The organism is Actinacidiphila bryophytorum (assembly GCF_016916835.1).
GTDB classification, from domain to species: Bacteria; Actinomycetota; Actinomycetes; order Streptomycetales; family Streptomycetaceae; genus Actinacidiphila; species Actinacidiphila bryophytorum.
In genome coordinates this window covers 106,408-132,419 of the sequence record NZ_JAFFIX010000019.1, presented here as the reverse complement: position 1 = coordinate 132,419, position 26,012 = coordinate 106,408, and the positions used below count along the sequence as shown (strand labels likewise).

Here is a 26,012-nt window from a genome sequence, read left to right as displayed (position 1 = left end):
ATGGCTAGGAGATCACCACCTTGACGACGCCGGTCAGGGCGATCTGGGCGAGGGACAGCGGGATGAGCACGGTCCAGGCGAGCTTCTGCAGCTGGTCCTCGCGCAGCCGCGGGTAGCTGACCCGCAGCCAGATCACCACGAAGGCCAGCAGCGCGGTCTTGACCAGCGTCCACACCCACCCGGCGCTGCCCGACCAGGGGCCGTGCCAGCCGCCGAGGAAGAGCACGGTGGTCAGCGCGCAGAGCACGACGATGCCGGCGTACTCGGCGAGCAGGAACAGCGCGAAGCGCAGCCCGGTGTACTCGGTGTAGGCGCCGAAGATGATCTCGGAGTCGGCCACCGGCATGTCGAAGGGCGGGCGCTGGAGCTCGGCGAGCCCGGCGGTGAAGAAGACGACGCCGCCGACCAGCTGCCAGGGCGTCCACCACCAGTGGTAGCCGTCGAGGATGCCGGGCAGCGACAGGGTGCCTGCGGCCATCGCGACCGAGGCGGCGGTCAGCAGCATCGGCAGCTCGTACGCCATCAGCTGGGCGGCCGTGCGCAGGCCGCCGAGCAGCGAGAACTTGTTCGCCGACGCCCAGCCGGCCATCAGCGAGCCGAGCACGCCGACGCCCATCACGGCCAGGACGAAGATCAGCCCGGCGTCCAGGGTCTGCCCGACGAAGCCGTCGGGGCCGACCGGGATCGCGATGAGCACCAGCAGGTACGGCAGCAGGGCCACGGCGGGCGCGAGCTGGAAGACCCGGCGGTCGGCGTCGGCCGGGACGATGTCCTCCTTCTGGGCGAACTTCACCCCGTCCGCGACGAGCTGCGCCCAGCCGTGGAAGCCGCCGGCGTACATGGGGCCGAGCCGGCCCTGCATGTGCGCCATGACCTTGTGCTCGGTCTGCCCGACCAGCAGCGGGAAGACCAGGAAGACGACGAGGACGGCGACCAGCCGCAGGACGACGTCGAGCGTGTCGTTCATGCGGTGTCGCCTCCTTCAGCGGGCGGTTCCTCAGGGGTGGGCGGCTCGGCGGCGGGCGGCTCTTTCGGGGCCGGCGGCTCCTTGGGGGCCGGCGGCTCGGCAGAGGCAGGGCGCTGCTGCCAGGGGGCGTCCGGGGTCTGGCTCGCGGAGCCCTCCGTGACGCTGCGGTTGCGGCGGGCGGGGCGCTCGCCGGGGGCCGCGGCGCCGCGGGCGGCACGCGCCGGGCGGGCGGGGGCCGGCGGGAGCTGGCCCTTGAGCGGACCCCACTCGTTCGGGTCCGGCACTCCCGGCGGCTGCATCTGCCGGCGCTTGGGGCCGCCGTCGTGCGACTCGCCCGGCTCCTTCGCGCCCGGCCAGGCCTTCGCGACCCGGGCGGCGAGCACGAAGTCCTTGCGCAGCGGGTGCCCCTCGAACTCCTCGGGCAGCAGCAGCGGCGCCAGCCCGGGGTGCCCGGTGAAGGCGACGCCGAACATCTCGTACGTCTCGCGCTCGTGCCAGGCCGCGCCCGGATAGACGCCGGTGGCGCTGGGCAGGGCGGGGTCGTCGTGGCCGACGGTCGTCCGCAGCAGCAGCCGCCGCACGGCCGTACGCGTACCCGCCGCAGGACCCGTATCCGCAGCCGCCGCCGGACCCGTGCCCGTAGCGGCCGAGCCCAGCGCCGCCACGTGCGCGCACACCCGGAAACCCGTGCCCGGCTCGTCGACCGCGCTGAGCCAGTCGAAGAAGGTGCAGCCCAGCTCGTCGCGGGCGGCGGTCAGCGCGTCCAGCCACGCCTCGGGCGGCACGTCGACCGTCAGCAGGCCGTACGCCTCCTCGGCCGTGGCGCCCGCGCCGAAGATGTCCGCGGCCTCGCGCGGCAGCCACCCGGTCACTTGGTGTCCCCGGAACCGGAACCGGAACCCGGGGCGGGGGCCGGCGGGGTGACGAGCCCGCTGGTGAGCGCCTGCACCGACGGCTTCGCGGGCGCGTACCGCTCCCCCGTCGACTCGCGGGCGATCTTCTCCTGGAGCTTGAGGATGCCCTGCAGCAGCGCCTCGGGCCGCGGCGGGCAGCCGGGCACGTACACGTCGACCGGGATGATCTGGTCGACGCCCTTGGTCACCGAGTACGAGTCCCAGTACGGGCCGCCGCAGTTGGAGCAGGCGCCGAAGGAGATGACGTACTTGGGCTCGGGCATCTGCTCGTAGAGCCGCTTGACGGCCGGCGCCATCTTGTCGGTCACCGTGCCCGACACGATCATCAGGTCGGCCTGCCGCGGCCCGGGCGCGAAGGGGATCACGCCGAGCCGGATGAAGTCGTGCCGGGACATGGACGCGGCGATGAACTCGATGGCGCAGCACGCGAGACCGAAGTTGAAGACCCACAGGCTGTAGCGGCGGCCCCAGTTCAGGACCACCTTCATCGGCTCCGGCGCGAGGCGGGCCAGCGGGCCGAGCCGGCGCGGCTCGGGGAGCGGCTGGGCCGGTGGGGCGGGGTCCGGGGTCATGTCCATTCCAGGACGCCCTTCTTCCAGGCGTAGAGCAGCCCGACCGCCAGGAAGCCGATGAAGACGAACATCTCGACCAGCGTCGCGCCCCCGTAGCCGGGTGCGGCGAAGACCGTGGCCCAGGGGAAGAGGAAGATCGCGTCGACCGCGAAGATCACGTACAGGAAGGAGTACACGTAGTAGCGGATCTGGGTGTGCGCCCAGTCACCGCCGACCGGGTCGACCCCGCACTCGTAGGTGAGCATCTTCTCCGGCGTCGGCACGACCGGCCGCAGCAGGCGGCCGGAGGCGAAGGCGACGCCGACGAAGAGCACACCGACGACCGCGACAAGGCCGACGACCGAGTAGCCGTGGAAGTAGTCCACGTCCGTCCGCCCCTCGTTGACTCGTTCGCTCGTTCACTCATCGACCGGTGGTGTCCAGCGGTCCGGTGGATCTTTAGCCGATCTATACGGAGGGAGTCTAGGCCCTGGCCTGATCGGCACCGCCCGCCGCGTCCCGTCCGCGCCCGACCTGGGGATAACCCCACCCAGGTCCGGCCCACTCCCCCCATGGCGCGGCACACCCCTTCTTCGGCAGGCTGGGGGCCATGAACGCCTCGCCGCCCTCCCGCCACCCCGGCGCCACGGCCGCGGCGGCCCACCCGGCCGACCCGGCCGGCAGTGCCGCCCTCCCGCCGCCGCGTTTCGCCTTCGACGCCGTGACGTGGAAGGAGATCCTCAACCTGCTGCTGAACCTGCCGCTGACGATCGCCGGCTTCGTCTACGTCGTGACCACGATGTCGGTCGGTGCGGGGCTGTCCGTCACCGTCGTCGGACTGCCCGTGCTCGCCTTCAGCCTGCTCGGCTGCCGCCTGCTGGGCAGGCTGGAGCGGGCCAGGGCGCGGGCGCTGCTGGGCGTGCAGGTGGAGGAGCCGCGCCCGCTGCGGCCCGGCACCTTCGGCTTCCTGCCCTGGCTGTGGATGACGCTCAAGGACCCGGTGGCCTGGCGGACCGCGCTGTACCTGGCGATCGGTCTCCCCTGGGGGATCTTCACCTTCACCGTGACGCTGACCTCGCTGTTCGTGGCCTGGCCGGTGCTGCCGTGGCTCGCCCGCGGCATGTCGTCGGTGGACCGGGCGCTGGTGCGCGGGCTGCTGCAGCCCTCGGACGAGCTGGAGAGGCGGATCGCCGAGCTGGAGTCCGACCGCGGTGTCGTCGTCGACACCGCCGCCGCCGACCTGCGGCGCATCGAACGCGACCTGCACGACGGCGCCCAGGCCCGGCTGGTCGCCCTCGCCATGGACCTGGGCCTGGCCAAGGAGAAGCTGCTCGAAGACCCCGAGGCCGCGGCCCGCATGGTCGGCGAGGCGCACGGTGAGGTCAAGATCGCCCTGCAGGAGCTGCGCGACCTCGCCCGCGGCATCCACCCGGCGATCCTCACCGACCGCGGCCTGGACGCGGCCCTGTCGTCGGTCGCCACCCGCTGCACGGTCCCCGTCGCGGTCACCGTCGACCTGGTTGCAAGACCCGCGGAGGCGATCGAGGGCATCGCGTACTTCACCGTCTCCGAGCTGCTGCAGAACGTCAGCAAACACAGCGGCGCCGCCCGCGCATCGGTGGACGTGTGGCGCACCGACGACCGGCTGATGATCCAGGTGCGCGACGACGGGCGCGGCGGGGCCGACGTGTCGGCCGGGTCGGGGCTCGCGGGCCTGGCGGAACGGCTCGACTCCGTCGACGGGCTCTTCGTCGTGGCCTCCCCGGTCGGCGGGCCGACCGTCGTCACCGCGGAACTCCCCTGGCGGGACCGCGACTTCCGGCGCTGACCGTCCTGTCCGCCGCGTTCTTCCAGGGGCGCCCTCCACCGCGGAGGGCGCCCCTGCACGCGCCGGGCCGACGGTGGGCGTCAGGGCAGGTAGGGATAGCCCCACCCCCAAGAGACCGATCCGCACCATGGGGGCGGCGGCGGGGAGACGCCAAGGTGGTGGGTATGACGAGCAGTGCGGAAAGGACGGTCCCGACCATGGCGTACGGCTACCAGCCCGAGGAGCAGCCGCGGCACCGCGTCCCGGCCGCGGTTCGCGCCCCCTTCGAGGCCAGGACATGGCGCGAGTTCGGGTACGCGCTGCTCAACCTGCCGATGGCGATCACCGGCTTCGTGTGGACCGTCACGATGCTCTCGCTCAGCGCGGGCCTGCTCATCACCTTCGTCGGCCTGCCCCTGCTGGTGCTGACCCTCGGCGGCTGCCGGGCCATCGGCCGGGTCGAACGCGGGCGGGCGCGCTCGCTGCTCTTCCTCGACGTGGACGAGCCCGGCCCGGTCCGCAGCAAGGGCCGCGGCTTCCTCGCCCGGATGGGCGCGCAGCTCGGCAGCGGCGTCAACTGGCGGCACGTGGTCTACACACTGCTGCACTTCCCCTGGGGCATCGCCACCTTCTCCCTGTCCCTCAGCCTGTTCACCTACGGCTGGGGCCTGTTCACCTACCCGCTGTGGCGGTGGATCTTCCCCGTCTACTTCGGGCAGGACGGCCTGCAGATCTACGGCAGCGACGACGGCCACCACGGCTGGTGGCTGCACACCCCCGCGGACATGGCGCTCGCCGTCACCGTCGGCGGGCTGCTGGTCCTGCTCACCCCCTGGGTGATCCGCGGCATGGCGCACGTGGACCGCATTCTCGTCACCGGCCTGCTCGGCCCCTCCCGGCTCGACGACCGCGTCACCGAGCTGGAGTCCGACCGCGGCATCGTCGTCGACACCGCGGCCGCGGACCTGCGGCGCATCGAGCGCGACCTGCACGACGGTGCCCAGGCCCGGCTGGTCGCCCTCGCGATGGACCTCGGCCTGGCCAAGGAGAAGCTGCTGGAGGACCCGGCGGTCGGCGCGGCCATGGTCGAGGAGGCGCACGGCGAGGTCAAGATCGCGCTCCAGGAGCTGCGCGACCTCGCCCGCGGCATCCACCCGGCGATCCTCACCGACCGCGGGCTCGGGCCCGCGCTCTCCGCGGTCGCGGCACGGTGCACCGTGCCGGTGGAGGTCACCGTCGACCTGCCGGCCAGGCCGGTGCCCGCGATCGAGGGGATCGCGTACTTCACGGTGTCGGAGCTGCTGCAGAACGTCAGCAAGCACAGCGGCGCCGCGCGCGCTTCTGTCGACGTGTGGCAGGTCGAGGACCGCCTGATGCTCTACGTGTACGACAACGGGCGAGGCGGCGCCTCGCTCTCCGCCGGGTCCGGGCTGGCCGGCCTGGCCGAACGGCTCGACTCCGTCGACGGGGTCCTCGCCGTCGACTCCCCCGCGGGTGGCCCCACCCGCATCACCGCCGAGCTCCCCTGGCGAGCCTGACCACTCGCCGGCCGCGGCGGCTCGGGCGGTTCTCCTCCCGCAGGGGGGTGCGCTTCCGCGGGCCGCGGCGGCTGTACGGCTCCCCTCCGGTGAGGGGGCAACCCCAGGGGCGCGACGCCCGCTACTACCGGGGGTCGACGGCGAGCAGCGTCTTGCCGACGGTGCTCCCTGCGGCCATGGCGGCGAGTGCGTCGCCGGCCTGCGCGAGCGGGACCTCGGCGGTGACGTCGAGCCGTATCGCGCCGGAGGTGAGGAGGGCGAAGGCGGACAGGGCGTGGCCGCGGACGGTGCGGGGGGCGCGGCGGGCGAGGTCGCCGATGTTGTAGCCGGTCAGTGAGCGGTTGCTCTTCCAGAAGGGCAGCACTGGCAGGGTGAGGTCGGGTTCGCGGGCGGCCTCCCCGTAGACGGCGAGCCGTCCGAAGGGCGCCAGCAGGGCGAGGCTGGCGAGCCGGGTCCTGCCGCCGACGGGGTCGAGGACGACGTCGAGGTCGCGCAGCCGGTCGGCGAAGGCGTCCCTGAGGTGGACGGCGTCGTAGCCGAAGCGCTTGGCGTAGGCGGCCTTCTCGGCGGAGCCGACGGTGCCGTAGACGGCGGTGGCGCCCAGTGCGCGGGCGATCTGTGCGGCGGCGGAGCCGACGCCGCCGGCCGCCGCGTGGATGAGGACGGTGTCGCCGGCCCGCAGCCTGGCGGCGCCGACCAGGACACCGTAGGCGGTGGTCAGGACGAGCGCGGCGCCGCCGGCGTCCCGCAGGGACGTCCCGTCGAGCGGGAAGGTGAATTCGGCGGGCGCGACGGCGTACTCGGCGTATCCGCCGCCGTCCGGCAGGTAGGCGGCGACGGGGTCGCCGACCGCGAGCGAGCTGACGCCGGGGCCGAGCGCCGCGACCTCGCCGGAGACTTCGAGGCCCGGCACGTCGATGCCGCGCGGTCCTTGGGGCGGCCCGAAGTCGCCCAGCACGTGCTGGAGTTCGCCGTAGTTGACGCCCGCGTAGGCGACCCGGACGAGGACCTGCCCGGCGCCGGGCACGGGGGCCGGCAGGTCGAGCGACCGCAGCACCCCGGGGTCGCCGTTGACGTCGAATCCGACCGCGTGCACGCGCACTCCTCTCCCTGGCCGCCGCGAGGGATCGCGGCGCCCACCCGGCTGCCGGGCGCAACCTTGCCCACGGCAACCGTATTCCCCATTCGCCTGCCGTTGCTGGGATGCTGGTCGGGACAGTCGACACGGGGGAGCTCGGACGGGTGGAGGACAAGGTGCGCGTGGTCATCGCCGAGGATTCGGTCCTGCTGCGGGAGGGCCTGACGCGGTTGCTGACCGACCGCGGCCACGACGTGGTGGCCGGGGTAGGCGACGCGGTCGGGCTGATCAAGGCGGTGGACGAGCTGGCCTCGCAGGGCGCGGCGCCGGACGTGGTCGTCGCGGACGTGCGGATGCCGCCCACCCACACGGACGAGGGCGTGCGCGCGGCCGTACAGCTGCGCAGGGACCATCCGGAGGTCGGCGTCCTCGTTCTGTCTCAGTATGTGGAGGAGCAGTACGCGACGGAGCTGATCGCGGGGAGCAGCAGGGGGGTCGGATACCTGCTGAAAGACCGGGTCGCGGACGTTCGGGAATTCGTGGATGCCGTGGTCAGAGTGGCTGAGGGCGGTACGGCCCTGGACCCGGAGGTGGTGGCGCAGCTGCTGGGCCGCAGCCGTAAGCAGCATGTCCTCGCCAATCTCACTCCGCGAGAACGGGAGGTGCTGGGCCTGATGGCTGAAGGACGCACGAATTCAGCCGTCGCCAAGCAGCTTGTGGTAAGCGATGGGGCGGTGGAGAAGCACGTCAGCAACATCTTCCTGAAACTGGGACTCGCCCCGAGTGACGGGGATCACCGTCGCGTACTGGCGGTGCTCACGTACCTCAACTCCTGAGGTACGCGGCCTCCGTCGGGGATTTTGTCTCAGTGGATGGGACGGCATCTCACATCACAAGACAATTGATCGTACGCGCGGCTCCCAGATCGCGGGACGTCCGGGGAAGGCGACCCTTACCGCCGTACGATGACCGATGAGCCGCCGCCTCGAAGGAGGTCCGTTTCCGTGACCAGCCAGGTCAGCAGCCCCATCACCGCGGGCACCGCGGATGAGCCGCACGTCGTCGTCGACGTACTCGGTGAACAGCGCAAACCGGCCAAGGAGACCAGGCAACTGGACCGGGTGATCATCAGGTTCGCCGGTGACTCCGGTGACGGCATGCAGCTCACCGGCGACCGTTTCACCTCAGAGACGGCGTCCTTCGGCAATGACCTGTCGACCCTGCCGAACTTCCCGGCCGAGATCAGGGCGCCCGCAGGCACCCTCCCCGGGGTGTCGTCCTTCCAGCTGCACTTCGCCGACCACGACATCCTCACGCCGGGCGACGCGCCCAACGTGCTGGTCGCGATGAACCCGGCCGCGCTCAAGGCGAATCTGGGCGACCTGCCGCGCGGCGCGGAGATCATCGTCGACACCGACGAGTTCACCAAGCGCGCGATGGCCAAGGTCGGCTGGGCGGCCAGCCCCCTGGAGGACGGCTCGCTCGGCGCCTTCGCCGTGCACCCGGTGCCGCTCACGACCCTGACGCTGGAGGCCCTGAAAGACTCCGGGCTGGCCCGCAAGGACGCCGAGCGGGCGAAGAACATGTTCGCGCTCGGCCTGCTGTCGTGGATGTACCACCGCCCGACGGAGAACACCGAGGCCTTCCTGCTGCGGAAGTTCGCCAAGAAGCCGGACATCGCGGCGGCCAACGTCGCGGCCTTCCGCGCCGGGTGGAACTTCGGCGAGACCACCGAGGACTTCGCCGTCTCCTACGAGGTCGCCCCTGCCTCCGCGGCCTTCCCCAAGGGCACCTACCGCAACATCTCCGGCAACCTCGCCCTGTCCTACGGGCTGATCGCCGCGTCCAAGCAGGCGCAGCTGCCGCTCTTCCTCGGCTCGTACCCGATCACCCCGGCCTCCGACATCCTGCACGAGCTGTCCCGGCACAAGAACTTCGGTGTGCGCACCTTCCAGGCCGAGGACGAGATCGCCGCGATCGGGGCGGCGCTCGGCGCCTCCTTCGGCGGGGCGCTCGCCGTCACCACGACCTCGGGACCCGGTGTGGCGCTCAAGTCCGAGACGATCGGGCTCGCGGTGTCGCTTGAACTCCCGCTGCTGGTGGTCGACATCCAGCGCGGCGGCCCCTCCACGGGCCTGCCCACCAAGACCGAGCAGGCCGACCTGCTCCAGGCGATGTACGGGCGCAACGGCGAGGCGCCGGTCCCGGTGGTCGCACCCGCGACCGCGGCCGACTGCTTCACCGCCGCGCTGGAGGCCGCCAGGATCGCCCTGACCTACCGCACCCCGGTCTTCCTGCTCTCCGACGGCTACCTGGCCAACGGCTCCGAGCCGTGGCGCATCCCGCAGCTCGACGAACTGCCCGACCTGCGGGTCGAGTTCGCCTCGGGACCCAACCACACCGACGCCGACGGCACCGAGACGTTCTGGCCCTACCTGCGCGACCCGCAGACCCTGGCCAGGCCCTGGGCGGTGCCCGGCACCCCCGGGCTCGAACACCGCATCGGCGGCATCGAGAAGCAGGACGGCACCGGAAACATCTCCTACGACCCGGCCAACCACGACCTCATGGTCCGCACGCGCCAGGCGAAGGTCGACGGCATCGCCGTACCCGACATCGAGGTGGACGACCCCTCGGGAACCGCCCGCACCCTCGTCCTGGGCTGGGGCTCGACCTACGGCCCGATCACCGCGGCGGTGAGGCGTATCCGCCGCGAGGGCGGTCAGGTCGCGCAGGCCCACCTGCGGCACCTCAACCCCTTCCCCGGCAACCTGGGCCAGGTCCTCAAGGCCTACGACCGGGTCGTCGTCCCGGAGATGAACCTCGGTCAGCTGGCGCATCTGCTGCGCGCCAAGTACCTGGTCGACGCACGGTCGTTCACGCAGGTGACAGGGCTGCCGTTCAAGGCCGAGCAGCTCGCTGCGGCAGTCACAGCGATCATGGAGGAGAACGCTGATGTCGACGTCTGAGGCGTTGTCGCTGGTGCCCAAGGCGGCCGGCAAGCAGACGATGAAGGACTTCAAGTCCGACCAGGAAGTGCGCTGGTGCCCCGGCTGCGGGGACTACGCCGTCCTGGCCGCCGTCCAGTCCTTCATGCCCGAACTAGGCCTGGCCCGCGAGAACGTGGTCTTCGTCTCCGGGATCGGCTGCTCCTCGCGCTTCCCGTACTACATGAACACGTACGGCATGCACTCCATCCACGGCCGCGCCCCCGCCATCGCCACCGGCCTGGCCACCTCGCGCCGCGACCTGTCCGTGTGGGTCGTCACCGGTGACGGCGACGCGCTGTCCATCGGCGGCAACCACCTCATCCACGCGCTGCGGCGGAACGTCAACCTCAAGATCCTGCTGTTCAACAACAGGATCTACGGGCTGACCAAGGGGCAGTACTCGCCGACGTCCGAGACCGGGAAGATCACCAAGTCCACGCCGATGGGCTCCCTGGAGGCGCCCTTCAACCCGGTGTCGCTGGCGATCGGCGCGGAAGCCTCCTTCGTGGCCCGCACCATCGACTCCGACCGCAAGCACCTGCAGTCCGTGCTGCGGGCCGCCGCGGACCACCCGGGGACCGCGCTGGTGGAGATCTACCAGAACTGCAACATCTTCAACGACGGCGCGTTCGAGGCGCTCAAGGACTCCGCGACCGCGCAGGAGGCGGTCATCCGCCTCGAACACGGCGAGCCCATCCGCTTCGGTGCGCCCGCCGAGGACGGGCTCGGGTCCAAGGGCGTCGTCCGCGACCCCGCCACGGGTGAGCTGTCCGTCGCGGACGTCGCGGAGGTCGGTACGGACCGCGTCCTGGTCCACGACGCGCACACCCCCAACCCGGCCGCCGCCTTCGCCCTCTCCCGCCTCGCCGACCCCGACACGCTGCACCACACGCCGATCGGTGTGCTGCGCAACGTGGCCCGGCCGGTCTACGACACGGACATGGCCGATCAGCTGGATCGGGCCGTCTCCCTTCACGGCGAGGGCGACCTCGCCGGCCTCCTCTCCGGCACCGACACCTGGACGGTGCCGTAGCCTCCCTCTCCGCCACCCCCCGCCGGCCGGTGGTCCGTCTCCGAACCGAAGAGCCCCTTCGCGCCGGTGACGACCCGCGCGCCCGGTGGGGGCTTGTCGCGCAGTTCCCCGCGCCCCTTATGGCTTGCCCTCTGCGCGAGAGGGTGAGCGTTTTTCAGGGGCGCGGGGAACTGCGCGACAAGCCCACCACTCGCCGCGGGTCCGGAGTGGACCGGACCGCCCCTTTGGGGCGGTGACGGCCGGCGCCCCGGCGGAAGGGGTACGTCAGGGTGGCCAGGAGGAGGAAGGGCGGGAGGAAGAGCGCTGCGAGGAAGGGCATCGGGGGCTCCCGGGGGACTGGGGGGAACCACCGTGCGGGGGGCCGGGGTTGTACCGGGTTGGCCCGGGGGAGGTGGGCCGGTGAACGCCGGACAACGAGGGGTTGGCCCGGGACAATGGCGGGGTGGGGCAGGACAGGGGCGGGCGGCCGTTCGGGCCGATACGGGCGGAGACCCGGGAGGCACAGGCGCTGGCCGAGTTCCTGCGGGAGCTGGTCCGCGGAAGCGGCAGGTCGCTGGAGAGCCTGACCGGCCCGCTGGGGGTGTCGACCACCACGATCGGCGTGTACCTGGGCGGCAAGGTGCCCAGGGAGCGCTTCGTCACGTCACTGGTCGCGGCGACCAGCGGCCGGCACGCGGACCGCGTACGGGCGCTGTCCCTGCTGCGGGCGGCCCTGTCGCCCGCCCCGGTGCGGCCGCCGGAGCAGTCGGCGCCGGCGCAGGTCGCCGAGTTGCAGGGGCAGTTGATCGAGGCGTACCAGCGGCTGACTCGGGCGCAGGACCAGCGGGACGAGCTGCGGGAGGCCGCGGACAACTACGGCCGGCTGGTCATGGTGCTGTGGACGATGGTGCACTTCCTGCGGCGCCGGGTCGACGGCCTGACCCGGGAGCGCGAGGAGCTGCGCAACAGGGCCGCGGACTCACCCTGGTTGGAGCAGTCCGCGCGTGAACTCGCCCGCGCCCAGGGCCAGGAGAGCCGGGCGGTGGCCCGGCTCGACGGTGCTCAGGAGATGCGGCGCCGCGCCGAGGACATGCTCGCCCGGGTCATCGACCAGGTGGGGCGGCTGAGCCAGGAGCTGGAGGAGCTGCGGGCGGGCGCGGGGCTCGGCCCCGGCGAGGTAAGGGACCCGGAGCGCCCGCCCGTACCGGTGGAGGTGGCGCCGGTGACCGAGGACATCGACCGCGCCCTGAACAGGGCCGACGAGATCAGCGCGGAGAGCGCCCGCACCCTGGAACGTATCGGCCGGGAACTGGACGCACCGGTCGGGGCCGAGACGGCGCCCGCAGTCCCCGCGGTGTCCGCGGTGCCCGCGCGCGAGCAGATCGCGGTGGTCCACGCGGCGGAGGACACCCTGTGGGCCGAGTGGGTGGGCTGGCTGCTCACCGCCGCGGGCTTCGACGTGCTGTCCCGGCAGCTCGGCGGCACGCCGGATCCGTACGGGCCGCAGCCGGCCGTCCTGGTCTGGTCCGCGGCCACGCAGCGGCACCGGGCGGCGGCGCCGACCTACGTACCGCGGCTGGTCGTCCTGCAGGTGGCCGGCGCGTCCCCCGTCCGGTGGGGGGCGTCCGCGGTGAACCTGGCCACGCTGGGCGAGACCGCGGCGAGCGAGGCGGTGCACCAGGCACTGGGCCTGGAGCCGCCGGAGCAGCTGCCGCAGCCCGGGCGCGGCGGGCGGCGCCCGGCCTTTCCCGGGGACTTGCCGAGGATCTTCAACCTCCCGTCGCGCAACGCGGAGTTCACCGGCCGCGCCGGGCAACTGGCCGAGCTGCGCGAGCGGTTGCGCCCGCAGCTCTTCCCGGACGACCAGCCGTCGTACGAGCCGCCGCGGTACACGACCATGCCGCAGGCGGTGTGCGGGCTGAGCGGTGTCGGCAAGACGCAGCTGGCCCTGGAGTACGCGCACCGGTTCGCCGCCGAGTACGCCGTGGTCTGGTGGATCTCCGCAGAGCAGTCCGAGTCGATCGCGGCCTCGCTCGCCGAACTCGCCTTCCGCCTGGGCGAGTCGCCCGAGGAGACGCAGAACCTGGCGGAGGCCGCGCAGTCCGCCCTCGACGCGCTGCGCCGGGAGCCGCAGGGCCGCTGGCTGGTGGTGCTGGACAATGCCGACGACCCCGACGCCGTCATGCCCTACCTCCCCTCGGGCCCCGGCGACGTCCTGGTCACCAGCCGCAACAGGACCTGGAATCTGCGCACGGGTGTCCTGGAGCTGGACGTCTTCACCGTCGAGGAGGCGGTGGACCACCTGCTGCGGCGCCTTCCCGGTGTCGGACGTGAGGACGCGTCCGAACTCGCCGCCGAGGTGGGCCACATACCCCTGGCCGTGGAACTGGCCGCGTCCTGGCTGTACGAGACGGCGACGCCGGTCGGCACGTACATCGAGCAGCTGCGGGAGCAGACCGTCCTGGCGCTGAGCGCCGTCACGCCGGCCGATTCGCCCGTGGCGTTCGGCGCCCCGTGGCAGGTGGCCTTCATGCGGCTGCTGCGCGACATGCCGGCAGCCGCGCGGCTGCTCCAGCTGTGCTCGTTGATGTCCGCCGAGCCCGTGTCGGTGCAGCTCCTGTACGGCGACCGGATGGTCGAGGCGCTGCTGCCCTACGACGAGCGGCTGCGGGACCGGCTGATGATGGGCCAGGTGCTGCAGAGCCTGCGGCGGTACGGACTTGCGGTCTTCGACAGCGCCAAGGGCACCGTCCAGGTGCACCGGCTGGTCCAGGCGGTGGTCAGGAACGACATGGGCGACCAGGAGCTCGAAGACGTACGGCACACCGTCCACCGCGTCCTGGCGGGGGCGCGTCCCGCGTTCGGCGGCACCGACGACCGCGCCAACTGGCCGCTCTACGCCCGTGTCTGGCCGCACCTGGGCGCGTCAGGGGCGGCGGCCTGCCCCGACCCGGAGACCAGGGAGCTGTTCATCGACCGGGTGCACTACCTGTGGCAGCGCGGCGAGTTGTCCATGGCCGAGCAACTCGCCCGCGAACTGACCCGGCGGTGGGAGGAGTTGTTCGGCGAGCGGGACCGGCAGTTGCTGCGGCTGCGCTCACAGCTGGCCGCGGTCCTGCGCAGCCAGGGGCGTTTCACGGAGTGCCTGCCCCTGGACGAGGACGTGCTCGCCCGTATGCGCGAGGAACTGGGCGAGGACCATCCGCAGACGCTGCGGACCGCGGGTGCCGTCGCCGCCGACCTGCGGGTGCTCGGCCGCTTCCGCGAGGCCCTGGAACTCGTCGTGGACGCCCGGGCGAGGATGCAGGAGATGATGGGCGAGGACCACCCGGACGCACTGGCCCTCAGCCACAGCCACGCCGTGGACCTGCACATCGCCGGGAGCTACCAGGCGGCCCGGCGGCTGAACGAGGAGGTGGCCCGGTCGTCCACCACGGTCCTGGGCCAGTGGCACCCGCAGACCTTCGACGCACTCGCCGCCCTGGGCGCGGACCTGCGGGCGCTCGGCGAATACGCCGAGTCGGTGGCGCTGCTGCGCGACCTGGCGGAGGCGCCGGAGGAGGACCCGCAGGGTCCTGCCGCGCTGGCCCGGGCCACCTCACTGGCCCTGTCGCTGCGCCGGGCCGGGCAGGACGAGGAGGCACGCGAACTGCTGCGGCAGACCCACACGGCCTACCGGGAGCGCTACGACGACGCCCTGCCCGGCGCCCTGGCGTGTGCGCTGGCCCTGGCGTCGGCCCGTGCGGATGCAGGCGAAACGGAGGCGGCGCTGGAGCTCGGCCGGGCCGTCCACGAGCGCGTGACGGCCTCGCTGGGCGCCGACCACCCCTCGGCCCTGGTGTGCGCCCACAACCTCGCCGTGCACCTTCGGCAGGGCGGCCAGGCCTTGCAGGCGGTGGAGCTGAGCCGTACCGCCGCGGAGGGGCTGCGGGCCGCGCTCGGGGAGCATCCGTACGCCATGATCGCCCAGGTGACGCTGGCGAACGCGACGGCCGAGGCCGGCGACCCGGGCGCGGCGGTCCCGCTCACCCGCGAGAGCCTCGACTGGCTGAGCTGGCGGCTGTCCCCCGAGCACCCCGACGTCATGGTGGTCAGCGCCGACCTGGCGGTCGCCGTACGCGAGGCGGGCGTCTTCGGTGAGGCGATGGTGCTGCGGGACGACGCGGTGGCGGACCTGGCCCGCGTCCTGCCCGACGGGCACCGCTGGCTGTCGGCGGCCAGGGCGGGGCGCAGGATCGACCGGGACCTGGAGATGTTCCCGCAGTGACACGTACACGGGTCACGGCCAGGCGGCGGTCCTCCCGGCGTCAGACGCGTGCCGCGTCGTAGGCCGACTGGGCCTCGGCCACTGCCGCGACCCGGGACTCGGTCCACACCGCGAGCGCCCGCACCTTGCCTGCGGCCTCGCGGCCGAGGTCGGTCAGGTCGTAGTCGACGTGCGGCGGTATGACGGGGCGGGCGCGGCGGCGTACGAAACCGTCGCGCTCCAGGGTCCGCAGCGTCTGCGTCAGCATCTTCTCGCTCACGTCCCCGATGCCGTCGCGCAGTTCGCTGAACCGCAGGCTCTCGGCGTCGAGCAGGGCGGCGAGCACCAGGACGCCCCACCGGCTGGTGACGTGTTCGAGAATGGCCCGCTCAGGGCAGCTCACCTTCATGTATGTACCGTACGTCAAGGTGGGTACTTTCCATAAGTTAGCGTGCCGGTTACGGTGATCACGACCGCAAGGAACGCCACCCCCTGGAGATCCACCGTGAGCATCGTCGTCACCGGAGCCACCGGCCACCTCGGCCGCCTCGTCATCGCCGACCTGCTGGAGCGCGGGGTCGAGCCCGCCGGCATCGCCGCCGTCGTGCGGCGGGCGGACAAGGCCGCCGACCTCGCCGCGGGCGGCGTGCAGGTGCGGGTGGCCGACTACGACAACCCCGCGAGCCTCAAGGGCGCCTTCGCCGCGGGCGACCGCGTCCTGCTGGTCTCGGGCAACGAGGTCGGCCGCCGCATCCCGCAGCACACCGCCGTCGTGGACGCGGCAGCCGAGGCCGGCGTGGCGCTGCTGGCGTACACCGGCGTGCTGGGCGGCCCCGCGGCCGACTTCGTCCTGGCCGACGAGCACAAGGCCACCGAGGAGCACATCCTCGCCTCGGGCCTGCCGTACGTCTTCCTGCGCAACGGCTGGTACACCGAGGTCTACACCGCGAACCTGCCCGCCGTACTCGAACACGGCGTCGTGATCGGCAACGCGGGCGACGGCCGGGTCTCCTCCGCCGCGCGGGCGGACTACGCTGCGGCGGCAGCGGCCGTGCTGGCCGGCGAGGGCCACGAGAACAAGGCGTACGACCTGAGCGGCGACACCGCCTGGAGCTTCCCCGAGTACGCGGCCACCGTCGCCGAGGTCGCCGGCCGCGAGGTCGCCTACCACGACGTGAGCGCCGAGGAGCGGCAGGAGATCCTGGTCGGCGTCGGGGTGCCGGCCGACTTCGCCGCGGTGCTGGTCGACGTGGACCGGGCGATCGGGCGCGGCCTGCTGGCCGGCACGAGCGGCGAGCTGGCCCGGCTGATCGGCCGCCCGACCACGCCGCTGCGGGAGACCGTCGCGGTGGAGGTGCGCGCACTCGGCGCCTGAGCGCCCCGGCGGCTGAATGCCCGAGCGCATCTGCTCCCACCGAGTCGTCAGGACCAATACGCGATACGGGCCTGGCAGTGCGGTCGTCCTGCCGCTACCGTCGGACTGCCGCCCGTACCCGCACCGCGTACGGCGGGTGTGGGGAGGACGAGGCGATGGGCGAGAACCGGGCAGGGCTGGTCTACGGTTTCGCGGCCTACGGGCTGTGGGGGCTGTTCCCGCTGTACTGGCCGCTGCTCGAACCCGCGGGCGCGGGCGAGATCCTGGCCCACCGGATGGTGTGGTCGCTGGTGGTGGTCGCCGTCATCCTGCTGGCGCTGCGCCGGTGGGCCTGGATCGCCGACGTCGTGCGCGAGCCGCGCCGGCTCGCCCTGCTCGCGCTCGCCGCGACCGTGGTGTCGGTGAACTGGGGCATGTACATCTGGGCGGTCAACGCCGGCCACGTCGTGGAGACCTCGCTCGGCTACTTCATCAACCCGCTGGTGACCATCGCGCTCGCCGTCCTCGTCCTGCACGAGCGGCTGCGGCGCGTGCAGTGGGCGGCCGTCGGCATCGGCGCCGTCGCGGTCGCGGTGCTCGCGGTCGGCTACGGGCGGCTGCCGTGGATCGCGCTCACCCTTGCGCTGTCCTTCGGCACCTACGGCCTGGTCAAGAAGAAGGTCGCCATGGGCGGCCTGGAGTCGCTGGCCGCGGAGACCTCCGTGCAGTTCCTGCCCGCGCTGGCCTTCCTGCTGGTCCTCGGCTCCCGCGGCGACTCGACCTTCACCCACCACGGGCCCGGCCACGCGGGCCTGCTCGCACTGTCCGGCCTGGTCACCGCGGTGCCGCTGGTCTGCTTCGGCATGTCGGCGAACCGGCTGCCGCTGTCCACGCTCGGCCTGCTGCAGTACCTGGCGCCGGTCTTCCAGTTCCTGATCGGCATCCTGCACTTCCACGAGACGATGTCGACCGAGCAGTGGATCGGCTTCCTGCTGGTCTGGTCGGCGCTGGTCCTGCTGACCGCCGACGCCGTACGCAACGCCCGCCGCACCCGTGCCGCCGCCCCGCTCCCGGCGACCGCCCCCGCGGCGGACGCCGCCGACCCGGCCGCGGCCCCCGCGGGCACCCCGTAGACCCTGCGGGCGGGGCGGTGTGATCCGGATCGCTTGACGGTGCTTTGGATGCGCGCGCAATATATGCACATGCATGACTTCACGGGGCGACGCTTCCTCTTCCTCCTCGGCAGCACCCGCAGCGGCGGCAACACCGAGGCCCTGGCCCAGCAGGCGGCGGCGCAGCTGCCCTCCGACGTCGAGCAGCACTGGGTGCGGCTCGCGGAGATGCGGCTGCCGGACTTCGCCGACCTGCGGCACGACGGCGACGGCTCCTACCCCGCGCCCACGGGCCACGCCCGCACTTTGCTCGACGCCACCCTGGAGGCGACCGACGTGGTCGTCGCCTCGCCGCTGTACTGGTACTCGGTCTCGACGCCGACCAAGCAGTACCTCGACCACTGGTCGGGCTGGATGCGCGTACCCGGGGTCGACTTCCGCTCCCGGATGGCAGGCCGCACCCTGTGGGGCGTCACCGCACTGGCCGGCACCGACTACTCCGACGCGGACCCGCTGGTCGGCACCCTGGAGAAGACCGCCCGCTACATGCGGATGGACTTCCGCGGTGTGCTGCTGGCCAGCGCCACCCGCCCCGGCCAGGTCGCCGACGACCACGACGCGGCGCTGCGCGCGAAGACCTTCTTCACCCCCTGACGCTCCACCCCCCGGCAGGCGCCGCCCCCGCATACGTCCGCCCCGCACGGCCACCGGGCCTTGCGGGGCGGACGCCGGCTACGGCACGTCAGGAGAACGTGCAGGTGATGGAGCCGTTGGGCAGGTTGATACCGGACGAGGAGTTGGCGGTGAAGCCGAACGTGGTGTTGCCGTCCGGTGCGATCGTCCCGTTGTAGGCGGCGTTGGTGACGCTCGCATTGCCGTTGCTGGTGGTCAGCACGCCGTTCCACAGACTGGATATCTGTGTCCCGTCACCTGGCTTCCAGGTCACGGTCCAGTGGCTCGACGGTGAGGTGCCGTGGTTCATGACCTCGACCGATCCCTGGAAGCCGCCGCTCCAGGAGTTGGTCACCGAGTACATGGCCATGCAGTCGCCGTCGACCGGCGGCATGGAGGTCGGGGGCTGGGACGTCGGCGGCTGCGAGGTGGGCGGCTGCGACGTCGGGGGCTGGGACGTGGGGGGCTGGGAGGTCGGGGGCTGGGAGGTGGGCGGCGTGGTGGAGCCGTTGTGGATGCCGGTCACCTCGCCGTGGCCGCCGTCGAAGGCGATGTCGGAGCAGGAGAAGAAGTTCTCGTTGCTGTCCGAGCGCACCCACTGGATGAACAGCAGGGCATCGCCGGTACGACCCGAGGGCAGCGCCTGGTCCCAGTAGTAGTGGCCGCCGTCAGCACCCGGCGAGCCCACCGCGGGCGGGTTGGTGCTGCTGCCGATGTCCACCAGGTCGGCCCACGCCAGCGGAGTGGTCGGGGACCAGCCCTGCTTGGTCACGTAGACATGGAAGGTGCCCGGGTGCGCGGCCCAGTTGCTGTACTGCAGCTGGATCGTCGACCCGGAGGTCAGGTGCGTCCTGGGCCAGTCGTCCCGGGCCGCGTTGTAGGCGGAGAAGTCGTACGGCGACTTGTTGCCCGCGCTGCAGATCGTCCCGTCGGGCACATAGCCCACGTTGCGGCCGCCCGCATTGGAGTCGAGCACCGCGAACCAGTTGTACAGCGGTGTCGTCCCGCTCTGGGCGACGGCCGCGGCACACGCCGGGTTGGTGGGCACGAGCGCGCCCGTCGAGGTCTTGGCGTCCTCGTAGCACAGATACGTCCGCGAGCCCGGCGACATGGCCACGCCGTGCGCCTGCGCGGAGCCCTGAGTGAGGAAAACGATGCCGAGCGCCGAGACCAGCGTGGCCAGCACGGCCATTAAGGAGAGCTGTCTGTTTCTCTTCAAGGTGGTGACCTTTCCGGCAACGTCCCCGAGGCCGTGGTCCACCGCAGCCGGGTCCTCAGGGGCGGAGTGGGGGGAATGTCATGGGCACGCACATGGGAGCGCTCCCATGCCGTGAAGCTAACAGCCCAACCAGGGCCTGTAAACAGCCGCGGGCCAGGTCGGTGGCCCGGGGCCGTTCAGGACGTGATGTCGCGGGTCGTGAAGCGCGCCCAGGCGGCGGAGCCGAAGACGGCGGCGTAGAGGGCCTGGAGGGCGAGGTTCTTGACGATGCCGTCCCATATGACGGGTGCGCGCATCACGTCGGCGAAGCTCAGCCAGTAGTGCGGGAAGAGATAGGGCTGCAGTGCGTGCAGCTGCGGGATGTTGTTGACGATCTGGATGGTGATCAGCAGGCCGACCGTCGCCGCCATCGCGCCGATGCCGCTGTCGGTGAGGGTTGAGATGAACAGCCCCAGCGCGGCCAGCCCGATCAGCGACGACGCCACCAGCAGCGCGATCAGCAGCCCGCGCAGGATGCCGTCGGACAGCGAGACGGTGTTGCCCGACAGCAGGGTGACGTCCCCGACCGGGAAGAGGGAGAAGCCCACGACCACCGCCGACAGCACCACCACCAGTGTCGCCGCCACGCAGAAGGTCAGCACCGAGGCGTACTTGGCCAGCAGCAGCCGGGTGCGGCCGGCCGGGGCGACCAGCAGATAGCGCAGGGTGCCGGTGCTGGCCTCGCCGGCCACCGCGTCGCCCGCCACCACGCCGATGGCCATCGGCAGGAAGAACGGCAGGGTCGCGGCGAGCGAGGCGAAGGCCAGGAACAGCCCGTTGTTGCTGATCTGTTCGAGGAACGCCGGGCCTCCCCCGTCACCGCCCCCGACCGAACTCCCGTCCCTGGTCTCGATCCTGACCGCGATGCCGACAAGCAGCGGCACCCCCGCCAGCACGGCCAGCAGCGCCAGGGTCCGCACCCGGCGGAAGACGATCAGCAGCTCGGAGCCGAACAGCCCGAGCGTCCACACCGCCCGGCCCGCCCGGGGTGCGGGTGGCGCGGGAAGGCGCTCCCGCCCGCTGTCCTGCCGCCCCACCAGGGGCTGCCCCTGCTCGCCGTCCTGCAGGCCGGGGCCTGCGGTGGTCTCAGCCCGCGACATCGAAACCCTCCCCCGTCAGTGCCACAAACGCATCCTCCAGCGACGCCCGCTGCACCCCGAAGCCGCGCACCCGCACCCCCGCGGCGACCAGGGCGGCATTCAGCTCCGCCAGGTCGGGCGGCTCCGCGGGCAGCTCGCCGGTGACCTCGCCGGTGTGCGGGTCGGTCACCAGGTCCGTCACCCCGTGGCCGGCCAGCACCTCAGTGGCCCGCGCCGGGTCGGGGGTGGTGACCGCCAGCCGGCCGCGGGTGCCCGCGGACAGGTCGGCCACCGGCCCCTGGGTGATCAGCCGGCCGCGGGCCATCACCGCGGCATGCGAGCAGACCTGCTCGATCTCGTCCAGCAGATGCGACGACAGGAAGACCGTGGTGCCGTCGCCGGCCAGCTCCCTGACCAGTGCCCTGATCTCCCGCATGCCCTGCGGGTCCAGGCCGTTGGTCGGCTCGTCCAGCACCAGCAGCTCGCGCGGCTGGAGCAGGGCGGACGCCAGCCCGAGCCGCTGCTTCATGCCGAGCGAATACGCCTTGGCCTTCTTCCTCGCCGCCGCGGTGAGCCCGACCCGGTCGAGCGCGGAGCCCACCCTGGCCTTCCGGGTGCGCGGGTCGGCCGTCGGGTCGGCGGCGTCGATACGGATCAGGTTGTCCTGGCCGGACAGGAAGCCGTAGAGCGCCGGCCCCTCGATCAGCGCGCCGACCTTGGGCAGCACGCTGCGGGTCGAGCGGGGCATGGGGCGGCCGAGGACGCGGGCGCTGCCCGCGGTCGGCTCGATCAGGCCCATCAGCATGCGGATCGTGGTCGTCTTGCCCGAGCCGTTGGGGCCCAGGAAGCCGAACACGCTGCCGCGCGGCACCTGGAGGTCCAGGCCGTCCACGGCCAGGGTGCCCCGGTACTGCTTGGCCAGACCGCGGGTCTCGATCACCACGTCGGCGCCCTGGCCGTCCGCGGCGGGCGGCTGGTCCATCGCACTCCTTCGTCAGCGGTCGATACGTCAGCGGTCAGGTCGGTCAGAGGTCGGGGCGGGCAGCGGCCGGAATCGTCAGCCGCCAGGTCCCGTCAGCGGTCGGGCCGGTGAGGGACGCCCCCGGGGGTGGTGGCCCCGCCGGGTGGCGGGGCCACCGGGGTCATCGTGCGGCGCCGCTCGCGGCTGCGGTCAGCGCGGACTGGTCGACCGCACCGGCGTAGACCGTGCCGTCCTGCGTGAGCAGGACGTTGACCAGCCGGGTGTGGAAGAGCGTGCCGGTGCCGAAGGAGCCGCTGACCTGCTTGCCGAAGCCGCCGAGCAGCGAGGCGGCCCCGCCCTTGGCGTTCTTCTCCGGGGCCGCGGGCAGCGCGCCCTTGGCCTTGAAGACGGCGACGGTGTCCCAGCCGGACCCGATGAAGGTCGGCTCGCCGAGGCCCGACATCCCCTCGGGCGACTTCTGCTCGCGGGCGGTGTCACGGCCCTCGGTGACCTTCGCGCCCTTGGGCGGGGTGAAGGAGAAGGTGCTCGCCGACGGCTTGTCGAAGCTCACCTTCGTGTAGCCGATGTCGATGGCCGCCTTGCCCTTGCCCTTGGGCTGGAGGCTGAACTTCAGCGGCACCCCGGTCTTGGAGTCGACCGCGATCCTTATCGAGTCGACCGTGGTCGCCGACGCGTGCTGCGGGCGGATCAGCAGCTCGTAGGCGCTGCGGCCGGCCACCCTCGCGGTGCCGTCGGGGGTGATGGTCGCGGTGCCCTGCGCTGCTTTGAGGACCTGCTGTGCCGCGGCCTGCGGTGTCGCGGGGAAGGCGTCGGACGGCGCCTGCCGCGGGTGCGCCCGGTCCTCGCCCGCCTCGGCCGGCGCGGTGGCGTGGTAGGCCTCGTTGGACGCGCTGTCGTACGCCCACACCTGCGAGCCGTTGTGGATCAGGCTGTACTCGGCGGCGGACTCGATGATCGAGACCTTCTGCCGGTCCTGGCCGTCCACCGCCACATGCAGGGTGTGGCTGCCGATGAGCAGCTGGGTGAACTGCCGCTGCGGGTCGGCCCGCGAGCCGTCGCGCGAGCCCGTCGAGGGCGGTGCCACAGCGCCGCCGAACAGCGAGCTGCCGCTGCCCCCTGACAGCACCGAGGGCAGGCCCAGGTCGGTGCTGATCTTGACCGTGCCGTCCACCGTCTGGGTGTCGGACGCCGCGATCTTGGTGATGATCTGTTCGGCCGTGAGCGACGGCAGGGACGGGTCGCCGCTGTCCGCGAGCGCCGGAACCAGTCCGATGGTCGCCGCGGTCACACCCACGACCGCCACCGGGACGGCATAGCGCACCGCCTTGCGCCCCCGCCGCCCTCCTCCGGGCTCGTGCGCCTCCGGCTGTGCCGGTTGGATCAGTGCCATTACGTCTCTACCTCCGTCGTCAGCGGCGGTTTGCTGTACTGCACTCGTCCACTCCCCAGGCCATTGTCGCCCGGTCCGCCCCGAAGTGGTCTGTATCCATCTCACCAAATCGGTCGCCCCGCCACATCAGCCCCCGGGGCCAACTCCGTGTACAACCGCGGGATGACGGACTCCGCGTCCCGTACACGTTCCGGCGTAACAGCCCTGACCCCTTCTCAGGGTCGCCGGGGCGCTGCGAGCAGGCAGCGGGCGGGCCGGCGAGCCGTCGACGGGCCCGGCCCGGCCCGGCCCGGCCGGAGGAGTCAGCCGGCCCGGTGCACCACGGCGTCGCACAGCCCGGCGAGCGCCTGCTTGGCCGGCCCTTCGGGCAGCGGCGCCAGCGCGGTGCGCGCCTCCTCGGCGTACCGCAGCGAGTCGCGGCGGGCCTGGTCGAGGGCCGGGTGGGCGCGCAGCATGCCGAGCGCCTCCGCGTGCAGGCGGTCGTCGGTGAGGTCGCCGTCGAGCAGTTCGATCAGCCGCCGGTCGTCGGCCGAGACGGCGCCGCCGGCCAGGGCGTACTGCTTGCGCACGTGCAGCACCGGCAGCGTCGGGATGCCCTCGCGCAGGTCGGTGCCGGGGGTCTTGCCCGACTCGTGGCTGTCGCTCGCGATGTCCAGGACGTCGTCGGCGAGTTGGAAGGCGATGCCGATGCGCTCGCCGAACTGGGTCAGGGTGTGCACGACCGCCTCGTCGGCGCCCGACATCATCGCGCCGAACCGCGCGGAGACCGCCATCAGGGAGCTGGTCTTGCCGGCCAGCACCTCCAGGTAGTGGTCCAGCGGGTCGCGGCCGTCGCGCGGGCCGACGGTCTCCAGGATCTGCCCGGTCACCAGGCGTTCGAAGGCCTCGGCCTGCACCCGGACGGCCTCGGGGCCGAGGTCGGCCAGGATGTGCGAGGCGCGCGAGAAGAGGAAGTCGCCGGTCAGCACCGCGACCGAGTTGCCCCAGCGGGTGTTGGCGCTGGGCACACCGCGGCGGGCGTCCGCCTCGTCCATGACGTCGTCGTGGTAGAGCGTGGCCAGGTGGGTCAGCTCGACGACCACCGCGGCCGGCACGACGCCGGGTGCGAAGGGGTCGCCGAACTGGGCGCCGAGCATCACCAGGAGTGGCCGGAAGCGCTTACCGCCGGCCTGGAGCAGATGCCGGGCGGCGTCGGTGATGAACGGGACGTCGCTCTTGGTGGCCTCCAGGAGGCCTTCTTCCACCGCCGCGAGTCCGGCGCCGATGTCGGCGTCCAGAGCGGGGTCCCACACGCTCAGCCCGAAGGGTGGCCCGACGACGTTCACGAGGGGTGCTCCTGTCGCTGATCTGGCTTCTGGCGGGGTTCTGGGACGGCGCTTCGCGGGCGGCTCCGCTGGCGCTGACGTGGTGCTCGGCTCGTATTGCGTACACGGGCAGCGTAGCCGGTCGGCTGTGGATCACCGCCGGGGCATCGCCCTACGCCGGGGCGCACGGGGCTGCGGCGGGGGCAGCGGGGCAGGCGGCGCCCGGCGGCGTACGGGAGGCCGTGCACCGTCGCTCCGCGTATGATCCTGATCGCGGTGTTTCGAGGCGGTACGACCCACCTGCGGTACGGCCACCGGGTGAACGCCGGGCGGCATCCCGCCGACCGGTGAACGTTCACCGACACGTAAGACCATCTCGTCACACGGCCAACTAAAATCGCCGCAGCACCATGTGACATGTCCTCTCATCGGGGTAGACCTCAACGGGAAAAAATCCCGCCGGAATCCCCGAGGGAAATCGAAGAGGAGGTGGATCGATGACAGCCGAACTGCCGGAGGACGAGGCAGAGGCGCATGTGCGCGGCGTCTGTTTCAAGACCGGGCCGCCCATGCGGACCGGGGTGGAACTTGAGTGGCTTGTACATGACCGCTCTGATCCCCGAAAGCTGATAACCGCCGACCGGCTGGACGCGGCACTCGCCCCGGTCGAAGTGCCCGGTGCAATGCCACGGGGCAGCAGGATCACCCGCGAACCGGGTGGCCAGGTGGAGCTGAGCTCCCCGCCCGCAGGTTCGCTCGCCGAATGCGTCGAGGCGATGGCCGCCGATGTCGCGGCCCTGCGCGAGGCCATGGACCGCGCGGGCCTGGTCCTGACGGGCCTGGGCCTCGACCCCTACCGGACCCCGCCGAGGATTCTGGACGACCCCCGCTACACGGCGATGGAGTGCTTCTTCGACCGTGAAGGCCCCTGGGGCCGCACCATGATGCGCCGTACGGCGTCGCTCCAGGTCAACCTGGACAGCGGGGACGACTCCGGCGGGATCACCGGCTACCGGCAGCGCTGGGAGCTGGCGCACCGCATAGGCCCCGTCCTGGTGGCGGCCTTCGCGAACTCGCCGCTGAGCGACGGGCGCCCCACCGGCTGGGTCTCCACCCGGCAGGCGACCTGGGGCGCGATGGACGCGGGCCGCACCCGCCCGCCCGACCACGACCCCGACCCGCGCGCCGCCTGGGCGCGTTACGCGCTGGACGCGCATGTGCTGTGCATACGCGGCGCCGGCGCCGACTGGACCGCACCCCCAGGGCTCACTTTCCGCGACTGGGTGCGCGGCAAGGCCCCTGGGCTGCGCCGGCCGACCGCCGCCGACCTCGACTACCACCTCAGTACGCTCTTCCCGCCCGTCAGACCGCGCGGCTGGCTGGAACTGCGGATGACCGACGCCCAGGCAGGCGACGCCTGGGTGGTGCCGACCGCGCTCGCGGCGGCCCTGCTGGACGACCCGGTCGCCGCCGACGCCGCATATGCGGCCACGGAACCGCTGTGCCCTGACGGGCAGCCCCTTCCACCCGACGACATCTGGCGGCGAGCCGCCCGGATCGGCCCCGCCGACCCGGACCTCGGCAAGGCCGTCCGCGCCTGCTTCACCGCCGCGGAGAGCGCCCTCGCGCGCACCGACAGCCCCGCGGCACTGCGAGCGGCGGTCGCCGCATTCGCCGAGCGCTACGCAGAGCGTGGCCGATGTCCCGCACACGACCAGTTGGACGCGCTGTCGCGCGTCTGACCTTCCGGAAGGTATG

21 protein-coding genes are annotated in these 26,012 nt (G+C 72.5%); 10 read left to right on the top strand and 11 right to left on the bottom strand.

Annotated features, from left to right (window positions below; all coding sequences use genetic code 11):
* Nucleotides 1-4: 4 nt before the first annotated feature.
* The 4 genes from JT723_RS24885 to JT723_RS24870 are packed head-to-tail and all read right to left on the bottom strand — an operon-like array spanning nt 5 to nt 2,818.
* Complete coding sequence (locus JT723_RS24885; protein WP_205047004.1) at nt 5-967, bottom strand: complex I subunit 1/NuoH family protein; 963 nt, start codon at nt 965-967, stop codon at nt 5-7.
* Complete coding sequence (locus JT723_RS24880) at nt 964-1,839, bottom strand: NADH-quinone oxidoreductase subunit C (RefSeq protein WP_251512345.1); 876 nt, start codon at nt 1,837-1,839, stop codon at nt 964-966. Before JT723_RS24880 ends, JT723_RS24885 begins: the two co-directional genes overlap by 4 nt.
* Nucleotides 1,836-2,459: an NADH-quinone oxidoreductase subunit B gene (locus JT723_RS24875; protein ID WP_205047003.1), complete on the bottom strand. Its 624-nt coding sequence runs from the start codon at nt 2,457-2,459 to the stop codon at nt 1,836-1,838. The genes JT723_RS24880 and JT723_RS24875 overlap by 4 nt, the downstream gene beginning before the upstream one ends.
* Nucleotides 2,450-2,818: an NADH-quinone oxidoreductase subunit A gene (locus JT723_RS24870; RefSeq protein ID WP_205047002.1), complete on the bottom strand. Its 369-nt coding sequence runs from the start codon at nt 2,816-2,818 to the stop codon at nt 2,450-2,452. Before JT723_RS24870 ends, JT723_RS24875 begins: the two co-directional genes overlap by 10 nt.
* Before the next feature lie 224 nt (nt 2,819-3,042).
* Here JT723_RS24870 and JT723_RS24865 point away from each other — a divergent pair, with 224 nt between their 5' ends.
* On the top strand, nt 3,043-4,260 hold the full coding sequence (locus tag JT723_RS24865; RefSeq protein ID WP_205047001.1) for a sensor histidine kinase: 1,218 nt from the start codon (nt 3,043-3,045) through the stop codon (nt 4,258-4,260).
* Nucleotides 4,261-4,424: 164 nt separating this feature from the next.
* Nucleotides 4,425-5,777, top strand: a complete 1,353-nt coding sequence (locus tag JT723_RS24860; protein WP_372441377.1) for a sensor histidine kinase — start codon at nt 4,425-4,427, stop codon at nt 5,775-5,777.
* A gap of 124 nt (nt 5,778-5,901) precedes the next feature.
* Here JT723_RS24860 and JT723_RS24855 read toward each other — a convergent pair whose 3' ends face one another.
* Nucleotides 5,902-6,873 (bottom strand): quinone oxidoreductase family protein, encoded by a 972-nt coding sequence (locus JT723_RS24855; RefSeq protein ID WP_205047000.1) that lies wholly within the window; start codon nt 6,871-6,873, stop codon nt 5,902-5,904.
* A gap of 158 nt (nt 6,874-7,031) precedes the next feature.
* On the opposite strand from JT723_RS24855, the gene JT723_RS24850 reads away from it, so the two are divergent.
* The 4 genes from JT723_RS24850 to fxsT all read left to right on the top strand — a co-directional run bounded on the left by JT723_RS24850 (nt 7,032) and on the right by fxsT (nt 15,124).
* Nucleotides 7,032-7,691 carry a response regulator transcription factor gene (locus JT723_RS24850; RefSeq protein WP_033177913.1) on the top strand — a complete coding sequence of 220 codons (660 nt, stop codon included), beginning with the start codon at nt 7,032-7,034 and terminating at the stop codon, nt 7,689-7,691.
* Between the two features lie 168 nt (nt 7,692-7,859).
* Nucleotides 7,860-9,824 (top strand): 2-oxoacid:acceptor oxidoreductase subunit alpha, encoded by a 1,965-nt coding sequence (locus JT723_RS24845; RefSeq protein WP_205046999.1) that lies wholly within the window; start codon nt 7,860-7,862, stop codon nt 9,822-9,824.
* Entirely contained in the window at nt 9,811-10,878 is a 1,068-nt protein-coding gene (locus tag JT723_RS24840; protein ID WP_205046998.1) for a 2-oxoacid:ferredoxin oxidoreductase subunit beta, read from the top strand. The genes JT723_RS24845 and JT723_RS24840 overlap by 14 nt, the downstream gene beginning before the upstream one ends.
* 442 nt (nt 10,879-11,320) lie before the next feature.
* Nucleotides 11,321-15,124 (top strand): FxSxx-COOH system tetratricopeptide repeat protein, encoded by a 3,804-nt coding sequence (fxsT, locus tag JT723_RS24835; RefSeq protein ID WP_205046997.1) that lies wholly within the window; start codon nt 11,321-11,323, stop codon nt 15,122-15,124.
* A gap of 40 nt (nt 15,125-15,164) precedes the next feature.
* Here fxsT and JT723_RS24830 read toward each other — a convergent pair whose 3' ends face one another.
* Nucleotides 15,165-15,512, bottom strand: coding sequence for a winged helix-turn-helix transcriptional regulator (locus tag JT723_RS24830; RefSeq protein ID WP_205047031.1), 348 nt, complete (start codon nt 15,510-15,512; stop codon nt 15,165-15,167).
* 96 nt (nt 15,513-15,608) lie between these two features.
* Here JT723_RS24830 and JT723_RS24825 point away from each other — a divergent pair, with 96 nt between their 5' ends.
* From JT723_RS24825 to JT723_RS24815, 3 genes are all read left to right on the top strand, one after another.
* Nucleotides 15,609-16,478: an SDR family oxidoreductase gene (locus JT723_RS24825; protein ID WP_205046996.1), complete on the top strand. Its 870-nt coding sequence runs from the start codon at nt 15,609-15,611 to the stop codon at nt 16,476-16,478.
* Nucleotides 16,479-16,633: 155 nt separating this feature from the next.
* Nucleotides 16,634-17,590, top strand: a complete 957-nt coding sequence (rarD, locus tag JT723_RS24820; protein ID WP_205046995.1) for an EamA family transporter RarD — start codon at nt 16,634-16,636, stop codon at nt 17,588-17,590.
* 69 nt (nt 17,591-17,659) lie between these two features.
* Nucleotides 17,660-18,223 (top strand): flavodoxin family protein, encoded by a 564-nt coding sequence (locus JT723_RS24815; RefSeq protein WP_205046994.1) that lies wholly within the window; start codon nt 17,660-17,662, stop codon nt 18,221-18,223.
* Between the two features lie 88 nt (nt 18,224-18,311).
* Here JT723_RS24815 and JT723_RS24810 read toward each other — a convergent pair whose 3' ends face one another.
* The 5 genes from JT723_RS24810 to JT723_RS24790 all read right to left on the bottom strand — a co-directional run bounded on the left by JT723_RS24810 (nt 18,312) and on the right by JT723_RS24790 (nt 24,275).
* A complete protein-coding gene (locus JT723_RS24810; RefSeq protein WP_205046993.1) occupies nt 18,312-19,433 on the bottom strand; it encodes a lytic polysaccharide monooxygenase in 1,122 nt (373 codons plus the stop codon).
* Nucleotides 19,434-19,636: 203 nt separating this feature from the next.
* Nucleotides 19,637-20,599 (bottom strand): ABC transporter permease, encoded by a 963-nt coding sequence (locus JT723_RS24805; protein ID WP_205046992.1) that lies wholly within the window; start codon nt 20,597-20,599, stop codon nt 19,637-19,639.
* Nucleotides 20,586-21,560 carry an ABC transporter ATP-binding protein gene (locus JT723_RS24800; protein WP_205046991.1) on the bottom strand — a complete coding sequence of 325 codons (975 nt, stop codon included), beginning with the start codon at nt 21,558-21,560 and terminating at the stop codon, nt 20,586-20,588. Before JT723_RS24800 ends, JT723_RS24805 begins: the two co-directional genes overlap by 14 nt.
* A gap of 160 nt (nt 21,561-21,720) precedes the next feature.
* Nucleotides 21,721-22,950 carry a LolA family protein gene (locus JT723_RS24795; protein WP_205046990.1) on the bottom strand — a complete coding sequence of 410 codons (1,230 nt, stop codon included), beginning with the start codon at nt 22,948-22,950 and terminating at the stop codon, nt 21,721-21,723.
* A 302-nt stretch (nt 22,951-23,252) separates the two neighbouring features.
* Complete coding sequence (locus JT723_RS24790; protein ID WP_205046989.1) at nt 23,253-24,275, bottom strand: polyprenyl synthetase family protein; 1,023 nt, start codon at nt 24,273-24,275, stop codon at nt 23,253-23,255.
* A 476-nt stretch (nt 24,276-24,751) separates the two neighbouring features.
* Between JT723_RS24790 and egtA the strand changes: the two genes are divergently transcribed.
* Nucleotides 24,752-25,996, top strand: a complete 1,245-nt coding sequence (gene egtA, locus JT723_RS24785) for an ergothioneine biosynthesis glutamate--cysteine ligase EgtA (RefSeq protein ID WP_205046988.1) — start codon at nt 24,752-24,754, stop codon at nt 25,994-25,996.
* Nucleotides 25,997-26,012: the final 16 nt, after the last annotated feature.